The sequence below is a fragment of the Rhizobium sp. PRIMUS64 genome (assembly GCF_023006465.1).
In the GTDB taxonomy this organism is placed as follows: Bacteria; Pseudomonadota; Alphaproteobacteria; order Rhizobiales; family Rhizobiaceae; genus Rhizobium; species Rhizobium leguminosarum.
Genome location: NZ_JALBGX010000141.1, coordinates 1 through 16,616, shown reverse-complemented (window position 1 = coordinate 16,616; position 16,616 = coordinate 1). Strand labels below are relative to the sequence as shown.

Annotated in this window: 14 protein-coding genes and 1 pseudogene; 8 read left to right on the top strand and 7 right to left on the bottom strand. The window is 62.5% G+C overall.

The features are described 5' to 3' along the window. Positions 1-284 (top strand): annotated as a pseudogene (locus MOV76_RS32990) (flagellar biosynthesis protein FliO); the annotation flags it as partial. 417 nt (positions 285-701) lie between these two features. Next, complete coding sequence (locus tag MOV76_RS32985) at positions 702-1,337, top strand: DUF1062 domain-containing protein (protein ID WP_130652501.1); 636 nt, start codon at positions 702-704, stop codon at positions 1,335-1,337. A gap of 138 nt (positions 1,338-1,475) precedes the next feature. Here the strand turns inward: MOV76_RS32985 and dksA are convergent, their stop codons facing one another. Next, positions 1,476-1,895 (bottom strand): RNA polymerase-binding protein DksA, encoded by a 420-nt coding sequence (gene dksA / locus MOV76_RS32980; RefSeq protein WP_017964517.1) that lies wholly within the window; start codon positions 1,893-1,895, stop codon positions 1,476-1,478. 276 nt (positions 1,896-2,171) lie between these two features. On the opposite strand from dksA, the gene MOV76_RS32975 reads away from it, so the two are divergent. The 3 genes from MOV76_RS32975 (at position 2,172) to MOV76_RS32965 (ending at position 5,294) form a co-directional block, all read left to right on the top strand. After that, positions 2,172-2,666 carry a histidine phosphatase family protein gene (locus tag MOV76_RS32975; RefSeq protein ID WP_018445180.1) on the top strand — a complete coding sequence of 165 codons (495 nt, stop codon included), beginning with the start codon at positions 2,172-2,174 and terminating at the stop codon, positions 2,664-2,666. Between the two features lie 76 nt (positions 2,667-2,742). Continuing rightward, entirely contained in the window at positions 2,743-4,218 is a 1,476-nt protein-coding gene (locus tag MOV76_RS32970) for a YcjX family protein (RefSeq protein WP_247266089.1), read from the top strand. Beyond that, positions 4,215-5,294: a YcjF family protein gene (locus MOV76_RS32965; RefSeq protein WP_130652503.1), complete on the top strand. Its 1,080-nt coding sequence runs from the start codon at positions 4,215-4,217 to the stop codon at positions 5,292-5,294. The genes MOV76_RS32970 and MOV76_RS32965 overlap by 4 nt, the downstream gene beginning before the upstream one ends. Before the next feature lie 63 nt (positions 5,295-5,357). Here the strand turns inward: MOV76_RS32965 and MOV76_RS32960 are convergent, their stop codons facing one another. After that, complete coding sequence (locus MOV76_RS32960; protein ID WP_247266088.1) at positions 5,358-5,495, bottom strand: hypothetical protein; 138 nt, start codon at positions 5,493-5,495, stop codon at positions 5,358-5,360. Between the two features lie 9 nt (positions 5,496-5,504). Between MOV76_RS32960 and MOV76_RS32955 the strand changes: the two genes are divergently transcribed. Further along, positions 5,505-6,056 (top strand): hypothetical protein, encoded by a 552-nt coding sequence (locus tag MOV76_RS32955; RefSeq protein ID WP_003540146.1) that lies wholly within the window; start codon positions 5,505-5,507, stop codon positions 6,054-6,056. A gap of 68 nt (positions 6,057-6,124) precedes the next feature. On the opposite strand, the gene folK is transcribed toward MOV76_RS32955, so the two are convergent. The 3 genes from folK to folP are packed head-to-tail and all read right to left on the bottom strand — an operon-like array spanning position 6,125 to position 7,867. Beyond that, positions 6,125-6,643, bottom strand: coding sequence for a 2-amino-4-hydroxy-6-hydroxymethyldihydropteridine diphosphokinase (gene folK, locus MOV76_RS32950; protein ID WP_247266090.1), 519 nt, complete (start codon positions 6,641-6,643; stop codon positions 6,125-6,127). After that, on the bottom strand, positions 6,636-7,001 hold the full coding sequence (gene folB / locus MOV76_RS32945; protein ID WP_003540148.1) for a dihydroneopterin aldolase: 366 nt from the start codon (positions 6,999-7,001) through the stop codon (positions 6,636-6,638). Before folB ends, folK begins: the two co-directional genes overlap by 8 nt. Next, positions 6,998-7,867: a dihydropteroate synthase gene (gene folP / locus MOV76_RS32940; RefSeq protein ID WP_210067500.1), complete on the bottom strand. Its 870-nt coding sequence runs from the start codon at positions 7,865-7,867 to the stop codon at positions 6,998-7,000. Before folP ends, folB begins: the two co-directional genes overlap by 4 nt. 101 nt (positions 7,868-7,968) lie before the next feature. Between folP and MOV76_RS32935 the strand changes: the two genes are divergently transcribed. Continuing rightward, positions 7,969-8,595 (top strand): DUF922 domain-containing Zn-dependent protease, encoded by a 627-nt coding sequence (locus MOV76_RS32935; RefSeq protein WP_018242231.1) that lies wholly within the window; start codon positions 7,969-7,971, stop codon positions 8,593-8,595. A gap of 316 nt (positions 8,596-8,911) precedes the next feature. Here MOV76_RS32935 and MOV76_RS32930 read toward each other — a convergent pair whose 3' ends face one another. Both MOV76_RS32930 and MOV76_RS32925 read right to left on the bottom strand, forming a co-directional pair. Then, positions 8,912-9,232, bottom strand: a complete 321-nt coding sequence (locus MOV76_RS32930) for a 2Fe-2S iron-sulfur cluster-binding protein (RefSeq protein WP_003540151.1) — start codon at positions 9,230-9,232, stop codon at positions 8,912-8,914. Positions 9,233-9,494: 262 nt separating this feature from the next. After that, positions 9,495-9,878: an Hpt domain-containing protein gene (locus tag MOV76_RS32925; RefSeq protein WP_017964526.1), complete on the bottom strand. Its 384-nt coding sequence runs from the start codon at positions 9,876-9,878 to the stop codon at positions 9,495-9,497. A 462-nt stretch (positions 9,879-10,340) separates the two neighbouring features. Between MOV76_RS32925 and MOV76_RS32920 the strand changes: the two genes are divergently transcribed. Next, the coding region (locus MOV76_RS32920; protein WP_247266087.1) for a hypothetical protein at positions 10,341-16,616 on the top strand (6,276 nt) is incomplete at its 3' end.

Sequence of the window (16,616 nt, the reverse complement as noted above, 5' to 3'; positions counted from 1 at the left end):
CACGCGCCGCACCTGCAACGGCCGAAGACGAGGCGGCTGCGCAGCCGGCAGCGGCGATCCGTCATGATTTCCAGCGGGTGCTGGAAGAGGAAATGTCGAGCAATCTGACGGCCGAACGCATCGTGCCCGCGCCGGCAAATCAGGCGCCCCGCCAAGCCGTGCCGCAGCCAGGCAACCTGCCACGCCGTGATCCCGAGCTTGCCCCGATCACCGGCGCCGATACCGAACTGCAGAAGGAAGTCGCCCGCATCTTCGGCGAAATGAGTGTCAATCGCGACAAGTGAAGGCAAACGCGCCTGCCTGACGTCGAATTACCAGAGCGCCCCTTCCTTCATCATCACGTTGCATAAAAGCCGCATTTCCCTGGCTTTCAGCTCCCGAACGGCTTGGGGGCTGCCTTTCATGCCGATCATTTGTTATCCCTAGGGTTGAAGAGCGTCGGCGCATTCGAGGTTGCACTTTGCCTAAGTAAATACCGGTCTCACTCCAGTTTCACCCGTACTGCCGCAGAGCGACACGCTGGCGGCATGCGAACATGTTCATCGGGTGGTGGCGAGAGACCGGTTTGGCATTGTTACAATGTGCCATGTGCAGCTCCGCTGTCTCAGCTCTTCAGCCGCCCACAACATCGCCACACCGCGCCCGCAAGGGTTTTCTCATGCACCATCTTGGTGGACTTCCGAGCGGAAGACCAAGACGGTATGTGCAATACGCTTCAGGTCCGATGGACCATTATTCCAAAGACAGCTCCCCAGCCTTGGATTGCATGCGGTGGATGCGGAGGCCTGAGAGCCTTCCAATCCAGCGGCAAGATCCGGCTCAACGCCAACGGTCGCAGGCTTGATGCTTGGCTTATCTACAAATGCCTGACCTGTGAAAGGACATGGAACCGGCCAATCATCGAGCGCCGCAATGTTCGCGACATCGACCCTGCAATCCTTGACGCGTTACAATCCAACGATCCGGACTGGATCCGGGCGGAAACCTTCAACCTGGATGCTCTCCGGCACAAGTCGCAACGTGTGGACGAGTTTGCTGAATTTGAAATCGCGAAAGAAATCCAGCGCGAAACTGCACATTGGACGAGTTTGGCAATCGAACTGATAGTCCCGTTTCCAACCAGCATACGGCTTGACCGTCTGCTCGCGTCCGAGTTGAAAGTTTCGCGCTCGCGGCTGCAGGCTCTTCATGATGAAGGCATGGTTCGCACAGATCCTGACCGATCAAACGTCATGCGGCGACGAATCAGGAATGGCACCCTTATCGTGATCGACCTCGCCATGCAGGCCGATCGAGAGCAATCGTGGAAACCTCTGGCATCAGGAGATCGGCTGTAATCACGGAATCTGCGGCCACAACGGCTCGATCCCGGGCCTTTGTGGCTTGTTCCCCAACACGCGAGGACAATGGATAACAAAAAAGCGCCGCGATCAGATCGCGGCGCTTATTCTGCTCTCATGCCTGCATGAAAACTCTCATTCGTCGCGATAGACCTTTTCGCGGCGTTCGTGACGCTCCTGCGCCTCGATCGACAGTGTCGCGATCGGGCGGGCGTCGAGGCGCTTGAGGCCGATCGGCTCGCCAGTTTCCTCGCAATAGCCGTAGGTGCCGTCTTCGATGCGCTGCAGTGCCGCGTCGATCTTCGAAATCAGCTTTCTCTGCCGGTCACGGGCGCGAAGTTCGATCGCCCGGTCTGTTTCCGACGACGCCCGGTCGGCGAGGTCGGGATGGTTTGCGCTTTCCTCGGCCAGATGGTCGAGTGTCTCGCGCGCTTCTCTAAGGATATCATTTCTCCATGCAACCAGCTTCGCCCTGAAGTAGGCACGCTGGTTTACGTTCATGAATTCTTCCTCTTCCGAGGGAACGTAATTGCTAAGATCGATCTTCTCACTCAACGCGATTCTCCTGAAGAACATCTCATCTGGCCGGGTGTATATCCCAAGCGCTAGTCGCGATTCAAGCCAAATACGACAGGTAAACAGATTTTTAAATCTGTCACAGTTTTCGGCTAACAGACTATTTTCTCACCATTATTCCGGCTTGCGTTTTTTGCTTCGCCTTCAAAACGCCGTGTTATCCGCCGCGTTTTGGGCAGCTGGGGCAGCGCTGGCGGTTGACGCCGGCCGATTGCAACCGCTACTGAAAAGGCCCGCTGGATCCTGGATTTGCCCATGACCGTACCCCTGCCTCCGCCCAACCGCATCTATCTCCTGCGCCATGCCGAGGCCGCCTGGGCCGAACCCGGACAGCGCGATTTCGACCGGCCGCTGAACGAAAAGGGCTTTGGCGATGCCGAAATCATCGCCGACAAGGCCGCCGACAAGGGCTACCGTCCCGATCTTCTGATCAGTTCGACCGCGCTGCGCTGCCGCGATACCGCCGATGCGGTGTACCGGGCGATGGGCCTCACGCTCGAGGTTCGTTATGTTGACGCGCTCTATAATGCCACGGTCGACACCTATCTCGAGATCATCGATGCACAGGACGAATCTGCCGTCATGCTGGTCGGCCACAATCCAACCATGGAGCAGGCGCTGGAGGCGCTGATCGGTCACGAGGCGATGGTAAGCGCCCTTCCCGGCGGCTTCCCGACGGCAGGCCTTGCCGTCGTCGATTACGATGCTTCCGCCGCCGTCTGGCGCCTCACCGATTTCGTGGTCGTCTGAAGACTTTCGCGCCGCTTCTTTTGCGGGCGGCGCGCCCTCCCTATATTGCGGGGCAGTCACCAACCGGAATCGCGCCTTGCCGCCACGCCTGACATCTTTTGCCGATGACGCCCGCATCGCCTTCGACAATCTCGCCGATCGGGCGAGCGGCCTCGTCAATCCGACCGTGCGGCTCGGCGTCACCGGCCTCTCCCGTTCTGGCAAGACGGTCTTCATCTCCTCGCTGGTCCATAATCTGTTGAATGGCGGCCGCCTGCCGCTGTTCGAGCCGGTCCAATCCGGCCGCGTCTCGGCGGTGCGGCTGGAGCCGCAGCCTGACGATGCCGTGCCGCGCTTTCAATACGAGGACCATATCCGCGCACTGGTGAAGGACCGTATCTGGCCGGATTCGACCCGCGCCATATCCGAACTGCGCCTCACGCTGGATTATCAGAGCGCCAGCGGCTGGAACCGGCTGTTTTCGCCCGGCCGCCTGTCGATCGATATCGTCGATTATCCCGGCGAATGGCTGCTCGACCTGCCACTGCTCGGCAAGGATTATCGTACCTTCAGCGAGGAGACGATTGCGCTTGCCGAAACCGGCGTCCGCTCCGAGCTGTCACGCCAATGGCTGGCGCTGACGCGCACCGCCGATATCCATGCCGGTGCCGACGAGATGGTCGCCCGCGATCTCGCCACCGCCTTCGCCGATTATCTCAAGGCCTGCAAGGCCGACGAACGCTCGCTCTCCACCCTGCCGCCCGGCCGCCTGCTTCTGCCCGGCGATCTCGACGGGTCGCCGGCATTGACCTTCGCGCCGCTAGCGCTGCCGCCGGACGGGCGTCCCGGCCGCGGCTCGCTCTGGACGATGATGGAGCGGCGCTACGAGGCCTACAAATCGGTCGTCGTCAAACCTTTCTTCCGCGAACATTTCGCCCGGCTCGACCGCCAGATCGTCCTGGTCGATGCACTGCAGGCGATGAACCGCGGCCCCGAAGCCGTGCAGGATCTGGAACGCGCGCTGACCGATGTGCTCGCCTGTTTCCGCCCTGGCACCAATTCGCTGCTCTCCTCCCTGCTCGGGCGCCGCATCGACCGCGTGCTGGTCGCCGCCACCAAGGCTGACCATCTCCACCATGAAAGCCACGACCGGCTCGATGCCCTGACCCGCCGCCTAGTGGATCGCGCCATCGACCGCATCGGCATGGCAGGCGCCGGAATCGACGTCATGGCGCTTGCCTCCGTGCGCGCCACCCGCGAAGCGACCGTCAAACGTGATGGCCATGAACTGCCGGTCATCGTCGGCACGCCGATGGAGGGCGAAACCATCGTCGGCGAGCGCTTTGACGGCCAGAGAAAGACCGCGATCTTCCCCGGCGACCTGCCTGAGGATCCGGAAAGCCTGTTCGATCGCCTCGCCGCGGGCGACACCGGTCTGCAACTGCCCGATGTCAACGTCGTCAGATTCCGCCCGCCGCAACTCGAGGAAACCGGCGGCGGCATCAAGCTGTCGGTGCCGCATATCCGCCTCGACCGCGCCATGCAGTTCCTGTTCGGAGACCGTCTCGCATGAGCAAGCCCCCGTCCGATCCGCCGCGCCGCGCACCCGCTGCCTTCAACTATGAGGACGAGGCTGCCGAGCTGCGCGACAACGGCCGGCAAGGAGAGCGGCGGCGCAAGCCGGAAAGCTTCTCCGAAAATATCGTTGTCACACCTGACGAGGACGATCCCTTCCTCAATCCAGAGAAGGATCTGAGCGCGGTCCCCGTTGCAACGCCGCTGAGACGTCGGACCTCCTTCGGCAAGATCGCCGCCGGCGCATTCGGCATCCTGCTGTCGCTCGCAATCGGCCTCTGGACCGATAGCCTGATCCGCGATCTCTTCACCCGCGCCGACTGGCTGGGTTATGCAGCCCTTGCCGTGCTGGCAATCGGCATCCTTGCCGTGCTGGCCCTCGTCATCCGCGAAACCGTTGGCATGATGCGCCTTGCCGCCGTCCAGAAGATCAAGGCCGAAGCCGAGGCGGCGATACTCGAGACTCGGCCGGCCAAGGCGCGCGCAGTCGTCGCCCAGCTGACCACGCTGCTGTCGGCAAATCCTGAGACATCGAAGGGTCGCGCGACGCTGAAGGCGACCGAAGGCGAGGTCATCGATCCCCCACATCTGATTGCACTAGCCGAACGCGAACTGCTCGCTCCCCTCGATCGCAAGGCCAGGGCGCTCATCGTCAACGCCTCCAAGCGTGTCTCGATCGTCACCGCCGTCAGCCCGCGCGCCGTCGTCGATCTGCTCTATGTGCTCTACGAGGCGGTACGCCTCATCCGCGCTATGGCCGAGCTGTACGGCGGCCGTCCCGGCACGCTCGGCATGTTCCGCCTGCTGCGTGACGTGCTGGCGCACCTGGCCGTCACCGGCTCGATCGCCGTCGGCGACAGCCTGGTCCAGCAGGTGCTCGGCCATGGGCTTGCCTCGAAGCTCTCGGCCCGACTCGGCGAAGGTGTCATCAACGGCCTGATGACCGCCCGCATCGGAATCGCGGCGATGGATCTCTGCCGCCCGCTTGCCTTCCACGCCCTGAAGCGGCCGGGAATCGGTGATTTCATCGGCGATCTCACCCCCTCCATGTCGCCTCGCGGCAACAATCCTTGAACGAAGCAGCGATTCCGCAGCTTTCGCCTCCCCTAGGGTAATGCCAGAGAAATTTGAGCAGATTCAATGCTCTAGTGACGACATTTTAAAATCATCACCGCGCAAAAACCCTGTATTGCCTTGCATTTCGGCACATTCGAAAGGAAGGATTAACCATTCTTCGGCAAAACTTGCAGCCAGTTCGTGAGTGGTGTTTGCCAAGGAAAATCCATGTATTCGCGCAAGTTTCTCATCGTATGCGGCTTGGCCGCCGCGGCATTGTCTCCCGTTGCAGATGTCGCTCCGGCAGCCACCGCTGCAACCCGTGACAAGGCCTTCTTCGATTCCGTCGCCGGCTCCTGGAAGGGCCCCGGCGAAATCGTCGCCGGCAAGTACAAGGGCACGAAATTCACCTGCAACCTGATCGGTGAGCCCACCGGCGACAGCAGCGCCGGCATCAAGCTCGACGGCACCTGCCGCGTCGGCGTCTTCAAGCAGCCGATGACCGCCGTCATCTCGCAGTCGGGCTCGAGCTACAAGGGCAAGTTCCTCGACGGTGCCGCCGGCAAGGGCCTTGACGTCGTCTCCGGCGCCGTCAGCGAGGATACCGTCGTTGTCGGCATCAACCGCGCCAAGCTGAATGGTGCGATGATCGCCCGCGTGCGCGACGACAAGACGATGAACGTCACCGTTTCGGTCAAGGTCGAAAGCCAGATGATCCCGGTGATCGGCCTGACGCTGACCCGCCAGGTCGACGAGATGGCCGTCGGTTCTATCCAGTAGACAAACCGCACAGCGGATTTTCCTGAAGCGGCGGGTTTCCCGCCGTTTTCCGTTTCAGCTTCCCTGCTTCAGGCGCTCCGCCACCAGTCTCGATTGTTGTCGGCAACCTCGATGCCGGTCACCTCGGCATCATCAAGCCAGTCACTCACCGCCCTGCCCCTGACGAGAAGCTCCGGCGCGATATCGGCAAGCGGCATCAGCACGAAACCGCGATCGGTCATCCGCGGATGCGGCAGTTCCAGCCGCGGCGCGTCCTGGATCACGTCGCCATAGGTCAGCACATCAATATCCAGCGTCCGTGGCCCCCAACGCTCGATGCGTTCGCGTTTCATCTCACGTTCGATCGACAGGCAGACATCGAGTAAAGCCTCGGGCTCCAGGCTGGTCTTGACGGCGGCGCAGGCGTTGAAGAAGAAGGATTGGTCGGTCTTTCCCCAGGGGGGCGTGCGATAGAGCCGCGACACCGCCGTAACCTGACAGTCGTCCCGTCCGTCCAGCCTCTGCAGCGCCGCCGCCATCGCCTTCACTGGGTCGCCGATATTGCCGCCGAGACCGAGTGTGGCGGATTGCAATGCGGCCTCAGGCAAAGTGCTCAACGCTCACCTGCACGAAATCGAGCACGCCGGGCACCGGTGCGTTCGGCTTGCGCACCGTGATCTTCGCCCGCCGGATCTGCGGGAATGTCTCGCAAAGCCCCTTGGCGATATCGAGCGCCAGGGACTCGATCAGGTAGCGCCGCTTGCCGGTGACGATCTGCTCGATCACGGTGAAGGCGATGCCGTAATTGACGGTATCGTTGATCGAATCGCTTTCCAGCGCCTCGCCGGCGACGACATCGAGTTCGGCATCGACGAAGAAGCGCTGACCGAGGAATTCCTCCTCGTCATGCACGCCGTGGCGCGCAAAGAAGGCGCAGTTCTGCAGCGTGATCGTGTAGGTGGTCATGTCGGCCGCTTCCTCTCGAATTCCTGGCGCGCATTGAGCATAGCATCGACGATATCGAGCGCATCCCTGTTGATTGCGACATTGTGCACCCGAAAAACCGCAGCCCCTTGAAGTCTGAGCAACGCGCTGGTCACAGCCGTCGCCGCATCCCTGTCCTGTGCCTCACGGCCCGTCACCGCGCCGAGGAAGCGTTTGCGCGACGTGCCGGCGAGCAGCGGCAAGCCGAAACGGGAAAGTTCAGAAAACCGCGCCATCAGCTCCAGGTTCTCCTCCGCCGTCTCCTTGGCGAAGCCGAAGCCCGGATCGAGTACGATGCGGTCGCGGTTGACGCCTGATGCAGCGGCGATCGCAAGCGACCGTTCGAGAAAATGTACCTGATCGGCAATCACATCGACGAGTTTTACCCTATCGCGGCCGGTGTGCATGATGCAGAGCCCGGCTCCGGTCACCGCGGCGATATTGGCGATATCGGGCTCCTTCTGCAGCCCGAAGACGTCATTGACGATATGGGCGCCAGCTCCGATCGCAAGCCGTGCCGTCTCGGCGCGATAGGTGTCGATGGAAATCAGCGCCTGGGTGCGCCCGCGTAGCGCCTCGATGACGGGCAGCACGCGCGCCTGCTCCTCGGAAGGGCTGACGGTTGCTGCGTTCGGTCGGGTCGATTCGCCGCCGATATCGATAATGCCGGCGCCCTCGCTCACCGCTCGCAGCGCCTGTTCGACCGCCGCATCGACGGTTTCAAAGCGACCGCCGTCTGAAAAGGAGTCCGGCGTCACGTTGATGATCGCCATGATCGTCGAACGACGGCCGAGTTCGATCTCCCGGCCATGGCCGACACGCCATATACTGCCTTCGAGCCCTGTCACCAGACTTATCCCATTGAGGACGAAAAAAGCGCCATCCGATATTGCGCTTGCGGTGCCTATGCCCCAAGCTCCTGTCGATTTCAACACGGGTTGCGTTCAGAATGCCGCTTGCAGTGCGTTATATGGTCCTTCCTATCGCCTTTTCCATTGCTCTTTCCCTTTGCAGCCCCGTGGCAGCCGAAGTGATCGCATCGAAAAGCTATTCCTATTTCGACATTCGCGGCAAAACAGCGGATGAGCTCGACCGCGAACTCAGCCGGCGGGGCCCGACGGCGAGCGGTTCCTCTGCCCGCCATCCCGGCGCCACGAAGATCCGCTTCGGCGGCGAGGCAACCTATATCCAGGATAACGGGCGCTGCCGCGTCGGCAACGTCAAGGTCACGGTCCACACCCAGATCATCCTGCCGCGCTGGAGCAGCCGCAAGGGCGCCAGCAAGGAGCTGTCGATGATCTGGGACGCGCTGTCGAGCGATATCAAGCGCCACGAGGAGCGCCATGCCGAGATCGCCCGCGATCAGGCCCGCGCCATGGAGCGCGCCATTCGCGCGCTGCGCCAGCAGCGCAGCTGCGAAGCCATGCAGGAACTCGTCTCCAACGAATCAGCTCGCGGTATAGAGGAGCACGACCGGCAGCAGGCGCGATTCGATCGGGTCGAGGCCGTCAATTTTCAGAAGCGAATGTTGAGGTTGCTAAATAATCGAATCAACGGTCGAGCCGGCGAAAAATAAGGCTTTTTCAATCTGGTTGCGAGCGGAAAACCTTAGCTGCACAACGAAACTTGTGCGAAACTTGCACCCTCCCCAGCGATTGAATGGTCATTTTTCATCCTGGCAGACTCAACCGGAACGCGTTAATATGAACACATTCGAAAGTTCAGCTACGGCATCTGCACTTTCATCGCTGGGTTCTCCTGGCGCGTTCCGAAGCCGCGGATGTTCCTCCCTCATCCGTAGGTAATGCGCCCGCCTCGCCTCGCTCGCTCAAGCGCGCGAGGCGTCTTTTTTGATATCGAATGTTTCGGCGACGTTTGAAGCGTAACGTGCTTCAGGCCTGGCGTTCCGGCACGTGGACCACGAGCCCGTCATAGACAGCCTTCATCCGGATCTGACAGGACAGCCGCGAAGTCGGGCGTACATCGAAGGCGAAGTCGAGCATGTCCTCTTCCATCGCTTCCGGCTGGCCGACCTTTTCCGTCCACTCCTCATCGACATAGACATGACAGGTCGCGCAGGCGCAGGCGCCGCCGCATTCGGCCTCGATGCCGGGCACCGAATTGCGCACGGCATTCTCCATCACGGTGGAGCCTTGGTCGACGTCGAGGTCGAAGCGCGTGCCGTCGAAGGCGACGATGGTAAGTTTGGGCATCAGGACTATTTCCGGTCTTCAGGTGGGTGGGCGGATTTTCTTCCGACAATTCGACGCGTCAGTCAATATTGGCGAAATCCGCCATAGCCTCGCAGATCGGGCCTTCGCCCGCCGTCTTCAAAGCGTCATACGGGACGTCGCAAAAAGACCCGCGGTTCCGCAATGGAACAACGGGCCTCGTTAAAACACTATCTCCTGCACGTCGCCCAACAGTGTGCAGCGGTTTTGGGACAATGACATGCATTAAATAAAGACTTAGAGATCAGCCGCGGCAGAGCTTCAAGATGAAATTCTCGGCGTCGATGACGGCGGCACCCAGCGCTGCCGTCGCGCCGGCATCGCCGCCGGTTTCCTCGACGGCTTCCGCCGTCTGCGACACGCGGAACGCGCCGACTGAGCTTGCCGCGCCCTTCAGCCGATGCGCGGCTGCGCCGATACGGATGGTTTCACCGCTCGCAATATCCTGTAGACATGCACGGGCCTGGCGCGCAAACATCTGAAGGACTTCGATTTCCAGCGTCTTGTCGCCCATCGTCTGCTTTGCGAGATGGACCAGATCGATCGGCCGGACCTTCGAGGGACACGGTCCCTTTGCATTATCCGGCGCCTCGAATACGATGTTCAATGCTGCCATCTGGGCTGCCATTGCCAATTCTCCCGTCTCTGTCGTCCGCAGTTGCAACAGTTCTGCGTCAGGAGGGTGGCTATCACGTTAAATTCCGGCACACTCAGGGCGGAAATCTCGCCATATGGTTAACGTCCGTTAAACATCCCTAAATTATTGGTTTTTAAGCGGTGTCTAGGATTCAAAGATGTTAACAACGGGTTAACGGGCCATGAATCTCAAGCCTTCATTAATTGTGTGAAGAGCCCAGATGTGTCACTACGATACTGGTGGAGCGGGTTTATGGTACGCGCCTTTGCCGAGCGAGTGGATAATGGTAGTGTTTTGATACCTTCCGTTTGAAAAAGCGGCTATCTACTCTGAAATGACATGCTTATCCGTCCTTTGTTGGGATGGGAGGCTGGAACGGCAAAGTTGTTCCCGGGTGAGGCGGAAGCCCCGGATGCGCGGTTGGGCCGGCTGACAGTAACGAGGCATACCCGAATGGCGAACAACAAATATAACGAGTCGATTGAGGACAAGGCGTTCAAGGCATTGGACGAGGCGCTCCAGATCGACTTCAGCAAGGATAACGTACCGTCTCGCCGCGGCGACGCGCCCCAGGCCCCGGAGGCTAATGTGTCTGATCCAGTAAATGCGCGCAATCAGCAGGCCCAGGAAGAAGCGCAGCGCCGCAGCCGCCGCGGTGCCGCCGGCGAGCAGGCTTCCAGGGGCCCGACGTTCGCGCCCGCCAACGATGCCAGCCGCAATACGCCCGCCTCGATCCTGAAATCCTTTGACGGCGCCTCCAGCCGCTCGGCGGTGCGTACCGCCACCCTGTTTTCAGTGCTTTGGGTCATGGCCGGCCTTGGTCTGATGTCGCTGCTTTATTCTCCGCAGATCTGGCAGATCCGTTCGCTCGCCGATCTCGTCGCCCTGCCCGGCGTCATCGCCGGCCTCGTCGGCATCGTCATTCCCGTGATGATGTTCTATGCCTTCGCCATTATGATCTCCCGCGCCCAGGACATGCGCAACGCCGCCCGCTCCATGGCAGAAGTGGCATTGCGCCTGGCAGAGCCGGAAACCATCGCCTCCGAGCGCATCATGACGGTCGGCCAGGCCGTGCGCCGTGAGGTCTCGGCCATGAATGAGGGCATCGAGCGCACCATCGCTCGTGCCTCCGAGCTGGAAACGCTCGTCCATTCCGAAGTCAATGCCCTTGAACGTTCCTATGCCGACAACGAGTTGCGCGTGCGCGGCCTCGTCCACGAACTCGGCTCCGAGCGCGAAGCGATCGTCAACCATGCCGATCGTATCCGCACCTCGATCGGCAGCGTACACGACCAGTTGAAGGAAGAGCTGTCGCTTGCGACGGAAGAGATTGCGGTGCGGCTTGCCACATCGGGCGAAGCCTTCGCCTCGCTCATCGATACACGCGCCGCAACGATCCTGGAAAAGTCGGACAGCGCCCTGCAGTCGATGGGCAGCCTGCTCGCAGCCAAGACCGATACCCTGTTGCAGACACTGAACGCATCGGGTTTTGCGCTGGCCACCGAATTCGACAACCGCCTCGAAGCCCTCTCCGTCAATCTCAACGACCATGGCGAAAGGCTGCTCAGCCAGTTCGAGACGCGCGCCTCGACCATGGACAGCAGCACGGAAAAGCTGAATGCGGCGCTGAACGAGCGTACGCACCAGCTCAATGAGATCCTGATCGCCCGCACCCGCGAGATCAACGAGAGCCTGACGTCAGGCGAACGCACGATCGGCGGCACGCTTGACGACGTGCTGTCGAAGTTGAACAGCGCGCTCGACGAAAAGGGTGCAAGCTTCCGCCAGAGCCTGCAGACCACCGCCGACGACGCCGTCATGGATCTCGACGTGCGCTCCGGCTTCTTCGAGGAGCGGCTGCAGACGACTGTCGCCCAGTTGTCGACCGCCTTCGACGAACGCGTCGCCGAATTCACCAGCGCCTTCGACAAACGCACAGGCTCGCTCGACACCAAGCTGATGGAGAGCCTCGCCCGTATCAACGAGACGCTGACCGGCGGCTCGGATTCGATCGACGGCATCCTGAATTCCGGCATCGACCGCCTTGGTTCGTCGATGACCGACCAGTCGCTGGCGCTCGCCACCACGCTCGCCACCGGCCACGAAGTCCTGGAAAGCACCCTCGGCAGCCGCGCCGACGAAATCACCACAGTACTCACCAGCCGCACCGGCGAACTGACCTCGGCGCTGCAGAGCGCTACGTCTGACATCGCGCTGACGCTTGCGACCGGCACCTCCGAGCTGCAGAACAACCTTCAGACACGCTCGGCCGAATTCCGCGACACTCTGCGCACCACCACCACCGATCTGACGACTGCCGTTGCCGCCGGCACCGAGCAGGTGACCGCTGCCTTCGGCGGTCGCGCCGAGGAGCTAAGCGGCGTGCTTACTGCCCGTGCGGCAGAAATCAGCGAAGCGCTCGGCACGGCCCACGGCCGTATCGACAGCGTCATGGCAGAGCGCGGTGGCGCGCTCGTCGAGGCGCTGACCACCCATCACGGCCGCTTCGAGGAAGCCTTGGCAACGCGCTCCGACGCCATCATCAATGCCGTCTCCGGTACCCATGACCGTCTTGCCGAGACGCTCGACGAAAAGGCGATGACGCTGGCCATCTCTCTGAACGAGAGCCAGGCCCGCATCGAGGACACGCTCGAGACCCGCTCCGAAGCGCTGCTGCATGCGGTATCAAGCACGCATGATCGCCTCTCCGAGACGCTCGACGAAAAGGCGATGGCTCTCGCCATTTCGCTCAACGAAAACCAGGCTCGTATCGAGGATACGCTCGAGACCCGCTCCGAGGCCTTCCTCAACGCCGTATCAAGCACGCATGATCGCCTGTCAGAAACGCTGGACAGCAAGGCGGCCGCCCTTACGACCTCGCTCGACCAGCGCCATGCCCGCATCGAGGATGCGCTTGGAGCGCGCGCCGAGGCGCTGCTGAACACCGTGTCCGGCACGCGCGATCGCCTTGCCGAGACGCTCGACGAGAAGGCCATGGCGCTGGCCATTACCTTGAACGAGAGCCAGGCCCGCATCGAGGACACGCTCGAAACCCGTTCCGCGGCCCTGCTGAACGCCGTCTCCGGCACTCATGACCGTCTCTCGGAGACTCTGGACGGCAAGGCGGCAGCTTTTGCCACCTCGCTGAGCGAAGGCCAGGCCCGTATCGAGAATACGCTCGAAACCCGCTCCGCAGCTCTGCTGAATGCCGTCTCCAGCACCCATGATCGCCTCTCCGAGACGCTGGACGAAAAGGCGATGACGCTCGCCATTTCGCTCAACGAAACTCAGACGCGTATCGAGGACACGCTCGACGAAAAAGCGACGGCGCTCGCCGCCTCCCTGAACCAGGGCCACAGCCGCCTGCAGGACACGCTGGAGAGCCGGTCGGAATCCTTCCTCAATGCGGTCTCCGCCACCCACGACCGCCTGTCCGAGACACTCGACGATCGGGCGATGGCGCTTGCCATCTCGCTGAACGAGAGCCAGAGCCGTCTCGAGGAGACGCTGACAACAGGCGCCGATGCGATCACCAATGCGGTCGCCGGCACGCATGACGGCCTGAACGGTGTGCTCGACCAGAAGGCCGCCACCCTCGCCGCCTCGCTGAGCGAAGGCCAGGCCCGCCTCGAGGAAGCCTTGGGGCACCGCACCGCCGCAATCATCGGCGCCGTGACGGCAACCCACGACCGGCTCACCGATACGCTCGACGAAAAGACCATGGCGCTCGCCATTTCGCTCGACGATAACCAGAGCCGCTTCGACAGTGTGCTCGAAGCCCGCAGCAACGCCATCATGGAGGCCGTCTCCGGTGCCGAGGCCCGAGTCGCCGGCGCCTTCTCCGACAAGACCGATGCGATCCGCACCGCTTATACCGACAATCAGCAGCGGCTCGAAAATGCGCTTTCCGAACATAGCGCCGCCCTCTCGGGCGTTCTCGATACCGGCGGCGCCCGCTTCGAGGATCTCGTAGGCGGTTTGACCGGCCGCATCGAAGGCCGTCTGACCGATGCACATACACGGCTCGGAGGCCTCGCCGACGAGGCCGCAGCGCGCATCGAGGGTGGGCTCGCCTCTGCCCATGAGCGCATCCGCACGACGCTCGAAGACCGCGCCAACGCCATCGACCTATCGCTGAACCAGGCCCATGCGCTGATCAGCGATACGCTGGCCGAACAGGCGACCAGCATCGGCACATCGGTGGCGACGAGTGTCGGCATGCTCGAATTATCGCTGGAGCACCGTGAAGCCGCGATCCGCCAGGCGATCGATGCCGGCGCCCAGACATTGGAAGATCGCATGCATGCCGGCGCCGGCCAGATCGCCAGCCGCTTCCAGGAGGCGGCACATGCGATTTCGAGCTCCACCCAGAATTTCTCCGCCCATCTCGATCGGTCGGTCGAAAGCCTGACGGGCCGTTTTGAAGAAACCGGATCACGTGTGGAAACCGGTCTCGCAGCGATCGAGACCCGCATCCGCGACGGCGTCGGCGGCGTTGCCGAAAAGGTCGAAGCGGCCACCGGCCAGCTCTCCGGCGTGCTTGCCGACGGCGTCTCCCGTCTCGGCGCGCTCAGCGACGACACCAATCGGCGCATCTCGGCGACGCTCGAAGGCAGTGCCGCAAACCTCACCCAGGCGATCGACAGCCGCACCGCCAATCTGGCCGAAACGCTGGACAGCCGCACCACCAGCCTGACGGGCGCCATCGAGGGCCGTACCGCGATCCTCGGCGAAACGCTCGACCGCGGCAATGAACGCATCGAGGAACGCCTCTCCACCATGGACCGTGCGTTGACCGTCGGCCTCGAGGCCGTCAACCGCACCATCGAAGGCAAGGCCGCCGGTCTCGCCTCGACGCTGCGCAGCGCGGTTGCCGACGCGGCCCAGGGAATGGAAGGCGAAGCGACGAGAACCACCGAACTGCTTGGCAAGACCGGCCAGCAATTCGCCGAGGATCTCAATGCGAAAAGCGACGAATTCACCCGCACCATGGATGAGCGCTCGTCGCAGATCGTCACCCGTGTCGCTGAAGCTCAGAACCGGCTGGCAAGCCAGGCTGCTGCCGTCGCCCAGACCTTCTCGGAAGCCGGTAACGCCATCGTCAACAAGGTCGCCGAGGCCGAGACCATCGTCGGCACGCAGGTCAATGCCATCTCCAAGGTGCTGTCGGATGCCGGACAGTCTCTAGAGACACGCGGCAATGCCATCCGCTCGACACTGTCGGGCGCCGGCAGCGAGATTTCCGCCACCATGGCGGATGTCGACCGGGCGCTCGAAGCCCGCAGCAGCGCCATTCGCACCAATCTCGAGGAGCGTGCCCGCGAAATCGATACGACGTTCTCCGAAATCGACCGGGCACTGGAAACGCGCGGCAACTCGATCCGCTCGACGCTCGAAGAGCGCACCCGCGACCTCAACTCGATGCTATCAGGCCGTTCGGTCGAATTGACGCGCATCCTCGACGAAACGGCCCGCCCGATCATCGACCGCTACACCGATGCCGGCGAGCAGGCTGCCGCCCGCATCACCGCCGCGGCCAATCTCAGCGCCGACCGTCTGCGCGCCGAAAACGAAGCACTCGCCAGCGCCGTTGCCGCCCGCACCGAGAATGTCGCCAATGCCGTCAGCGCCATCGAAAACAGCCTGGTCGGCAACGTCAACGGCCTCGTCCAGCGCATGTCGGAAAGCAGTGCGGCGATGGCGATGATGATGAACCGCTCCGCCGAACAACTGGCCAGCGTCGACGGCCTTCTCGGCGACACCACCACGCGCTTTGCCGACTCCGCCACCAAGGCCGCTGAAATGGTCTCCGCCTCGACCAGGCTCCTCGAAGGCAAGATCGACCGCCTCTCCGACATCTCGGGCCAGACGCTGGCGCAGGTCGGCGGCATCATCGGCCGCTTCGACGAACACTCCAAGGTCCTGACTCAGGCCTCGCAGCTTCTCGGCGCCGCCCAGTCCAACCTCGCCTCGACGCTCGAAGAGCGCGAGAGCGCGCTGCAGACACTCTCTGTCGGCCTCGTCCAGCGCTCCGCCGAGATCGAAAAGACCATGCAAGGCCTCGGCAGCATGATCGAGACTGTGTTCGAGCGGGCAGAGCAACGCTCCAACCAGGTCACCGGCAATCTTCGCCAAGGTGTGCAATCCTCCTTCGCCGATATCGGCCGCATTCTCACCGAAACCGAGAAGCGTGCCCAGGAAGCGGCAGAGACGATGCGCGAGGCGATCACCCGCGCCGGCGACGAGGCGAATACGACGATCGACGGCACCTTCGCCAATGTCGAACGCCGTTCCGGCGATCTCTCCAATCGCATTCGCGGCGGTCTCACGGCCTCGCTGTCGGAAGTCGAGCGTATGCTCGGGGAAGCCGGCCGTGCCTCCGACGGTGCCGCCCAGAACATGCGGGAAGCGCTGCGCGAAGCGATCGATGATGCCGTCGGCCGCTTCTCCGGCGCCACCGAGGATATCCGCCGCTCCGCCGCCGACATCCGTAACGAGCTCGACGCCACTCGCGCCGAGCTGAAGCGTGGCGCCTTCGATCTTCCCGAGGAAGCCAAGGAAAGCGCCTCGGCCATGCGCCGGGCCGTCGCCGAGCAGATCAAGGCGCTGCAGGATATCTCCCAGCTCGTCGGCCGCTCCAGCCAGCAGCTCGAGATCTCCGAGCCTGTCGCCCGCACGCTCGCTCAGGTGCAGCCTGCCCCGCGTCCCGCCCAGCCGGTCGCAGCCCAG

Excerpts from the sequence above, each read along its gene's own strand:
- MOV76_RS32985 (WP_130652501.1), top strand. The coding sequence starts at position 702 with ATGTGCAATACGCTTCAGGTCCGATGGACCATTATTCCAAAGACAGCT.
- MOV76_RS32975 (WP_018445180.1), top strand. The coding sequence starts at position 2,172 with ATGACCGTACCCCTGCCTCCGCCCAACCGCATCTATCTCCTGCGCCAT.
- MOV76_RS32965 (WP_130652503.1), top strand. The coding sequence starts at position 4,215 with ATGAGCAAGCCCCCGTCCGATCCGCCGCGCCGCGCACCCGCTGCCTTC.
- MOV76_RS32955 (WP_003540146.1), top strand. The coding sequence starts at position 5,505 with ATGTATTCGCGCAAGTTTCTCATCGTATGCGGCTTGGCCGCCGCGGCA.
- folB (WP_003540148.1), bottom strand. The coding sequence starts at position 7,001 with ATGACCACCTACACGATCACGCTGCAGAACTGCGCCTTCTTTGCGCGC.
- MOV76_RS32935 (WP_018242231.1), top strand. The coding sequence starts at position 7,969 with ATGCCGCTTGCAGTGCGTTATATGGTCCTTCCTATCGCCTTTTCCATT.
- MOV76_RS32930 (WP_003540151.1), bottom strand. The coding sequence starts at position 9,232 with ATGCCCAAACTTACCATCGTCGCCTTCGACGGCACGCGCTTCGACCTC.
- MOV76_RS32925 (WP_017964526.1), bottom strand. The coding sequence starts at position 9,878 with ATGGCAGCCCAGATGGCAGCATTGAACATCGTATTCGAGGCGCCGGAT.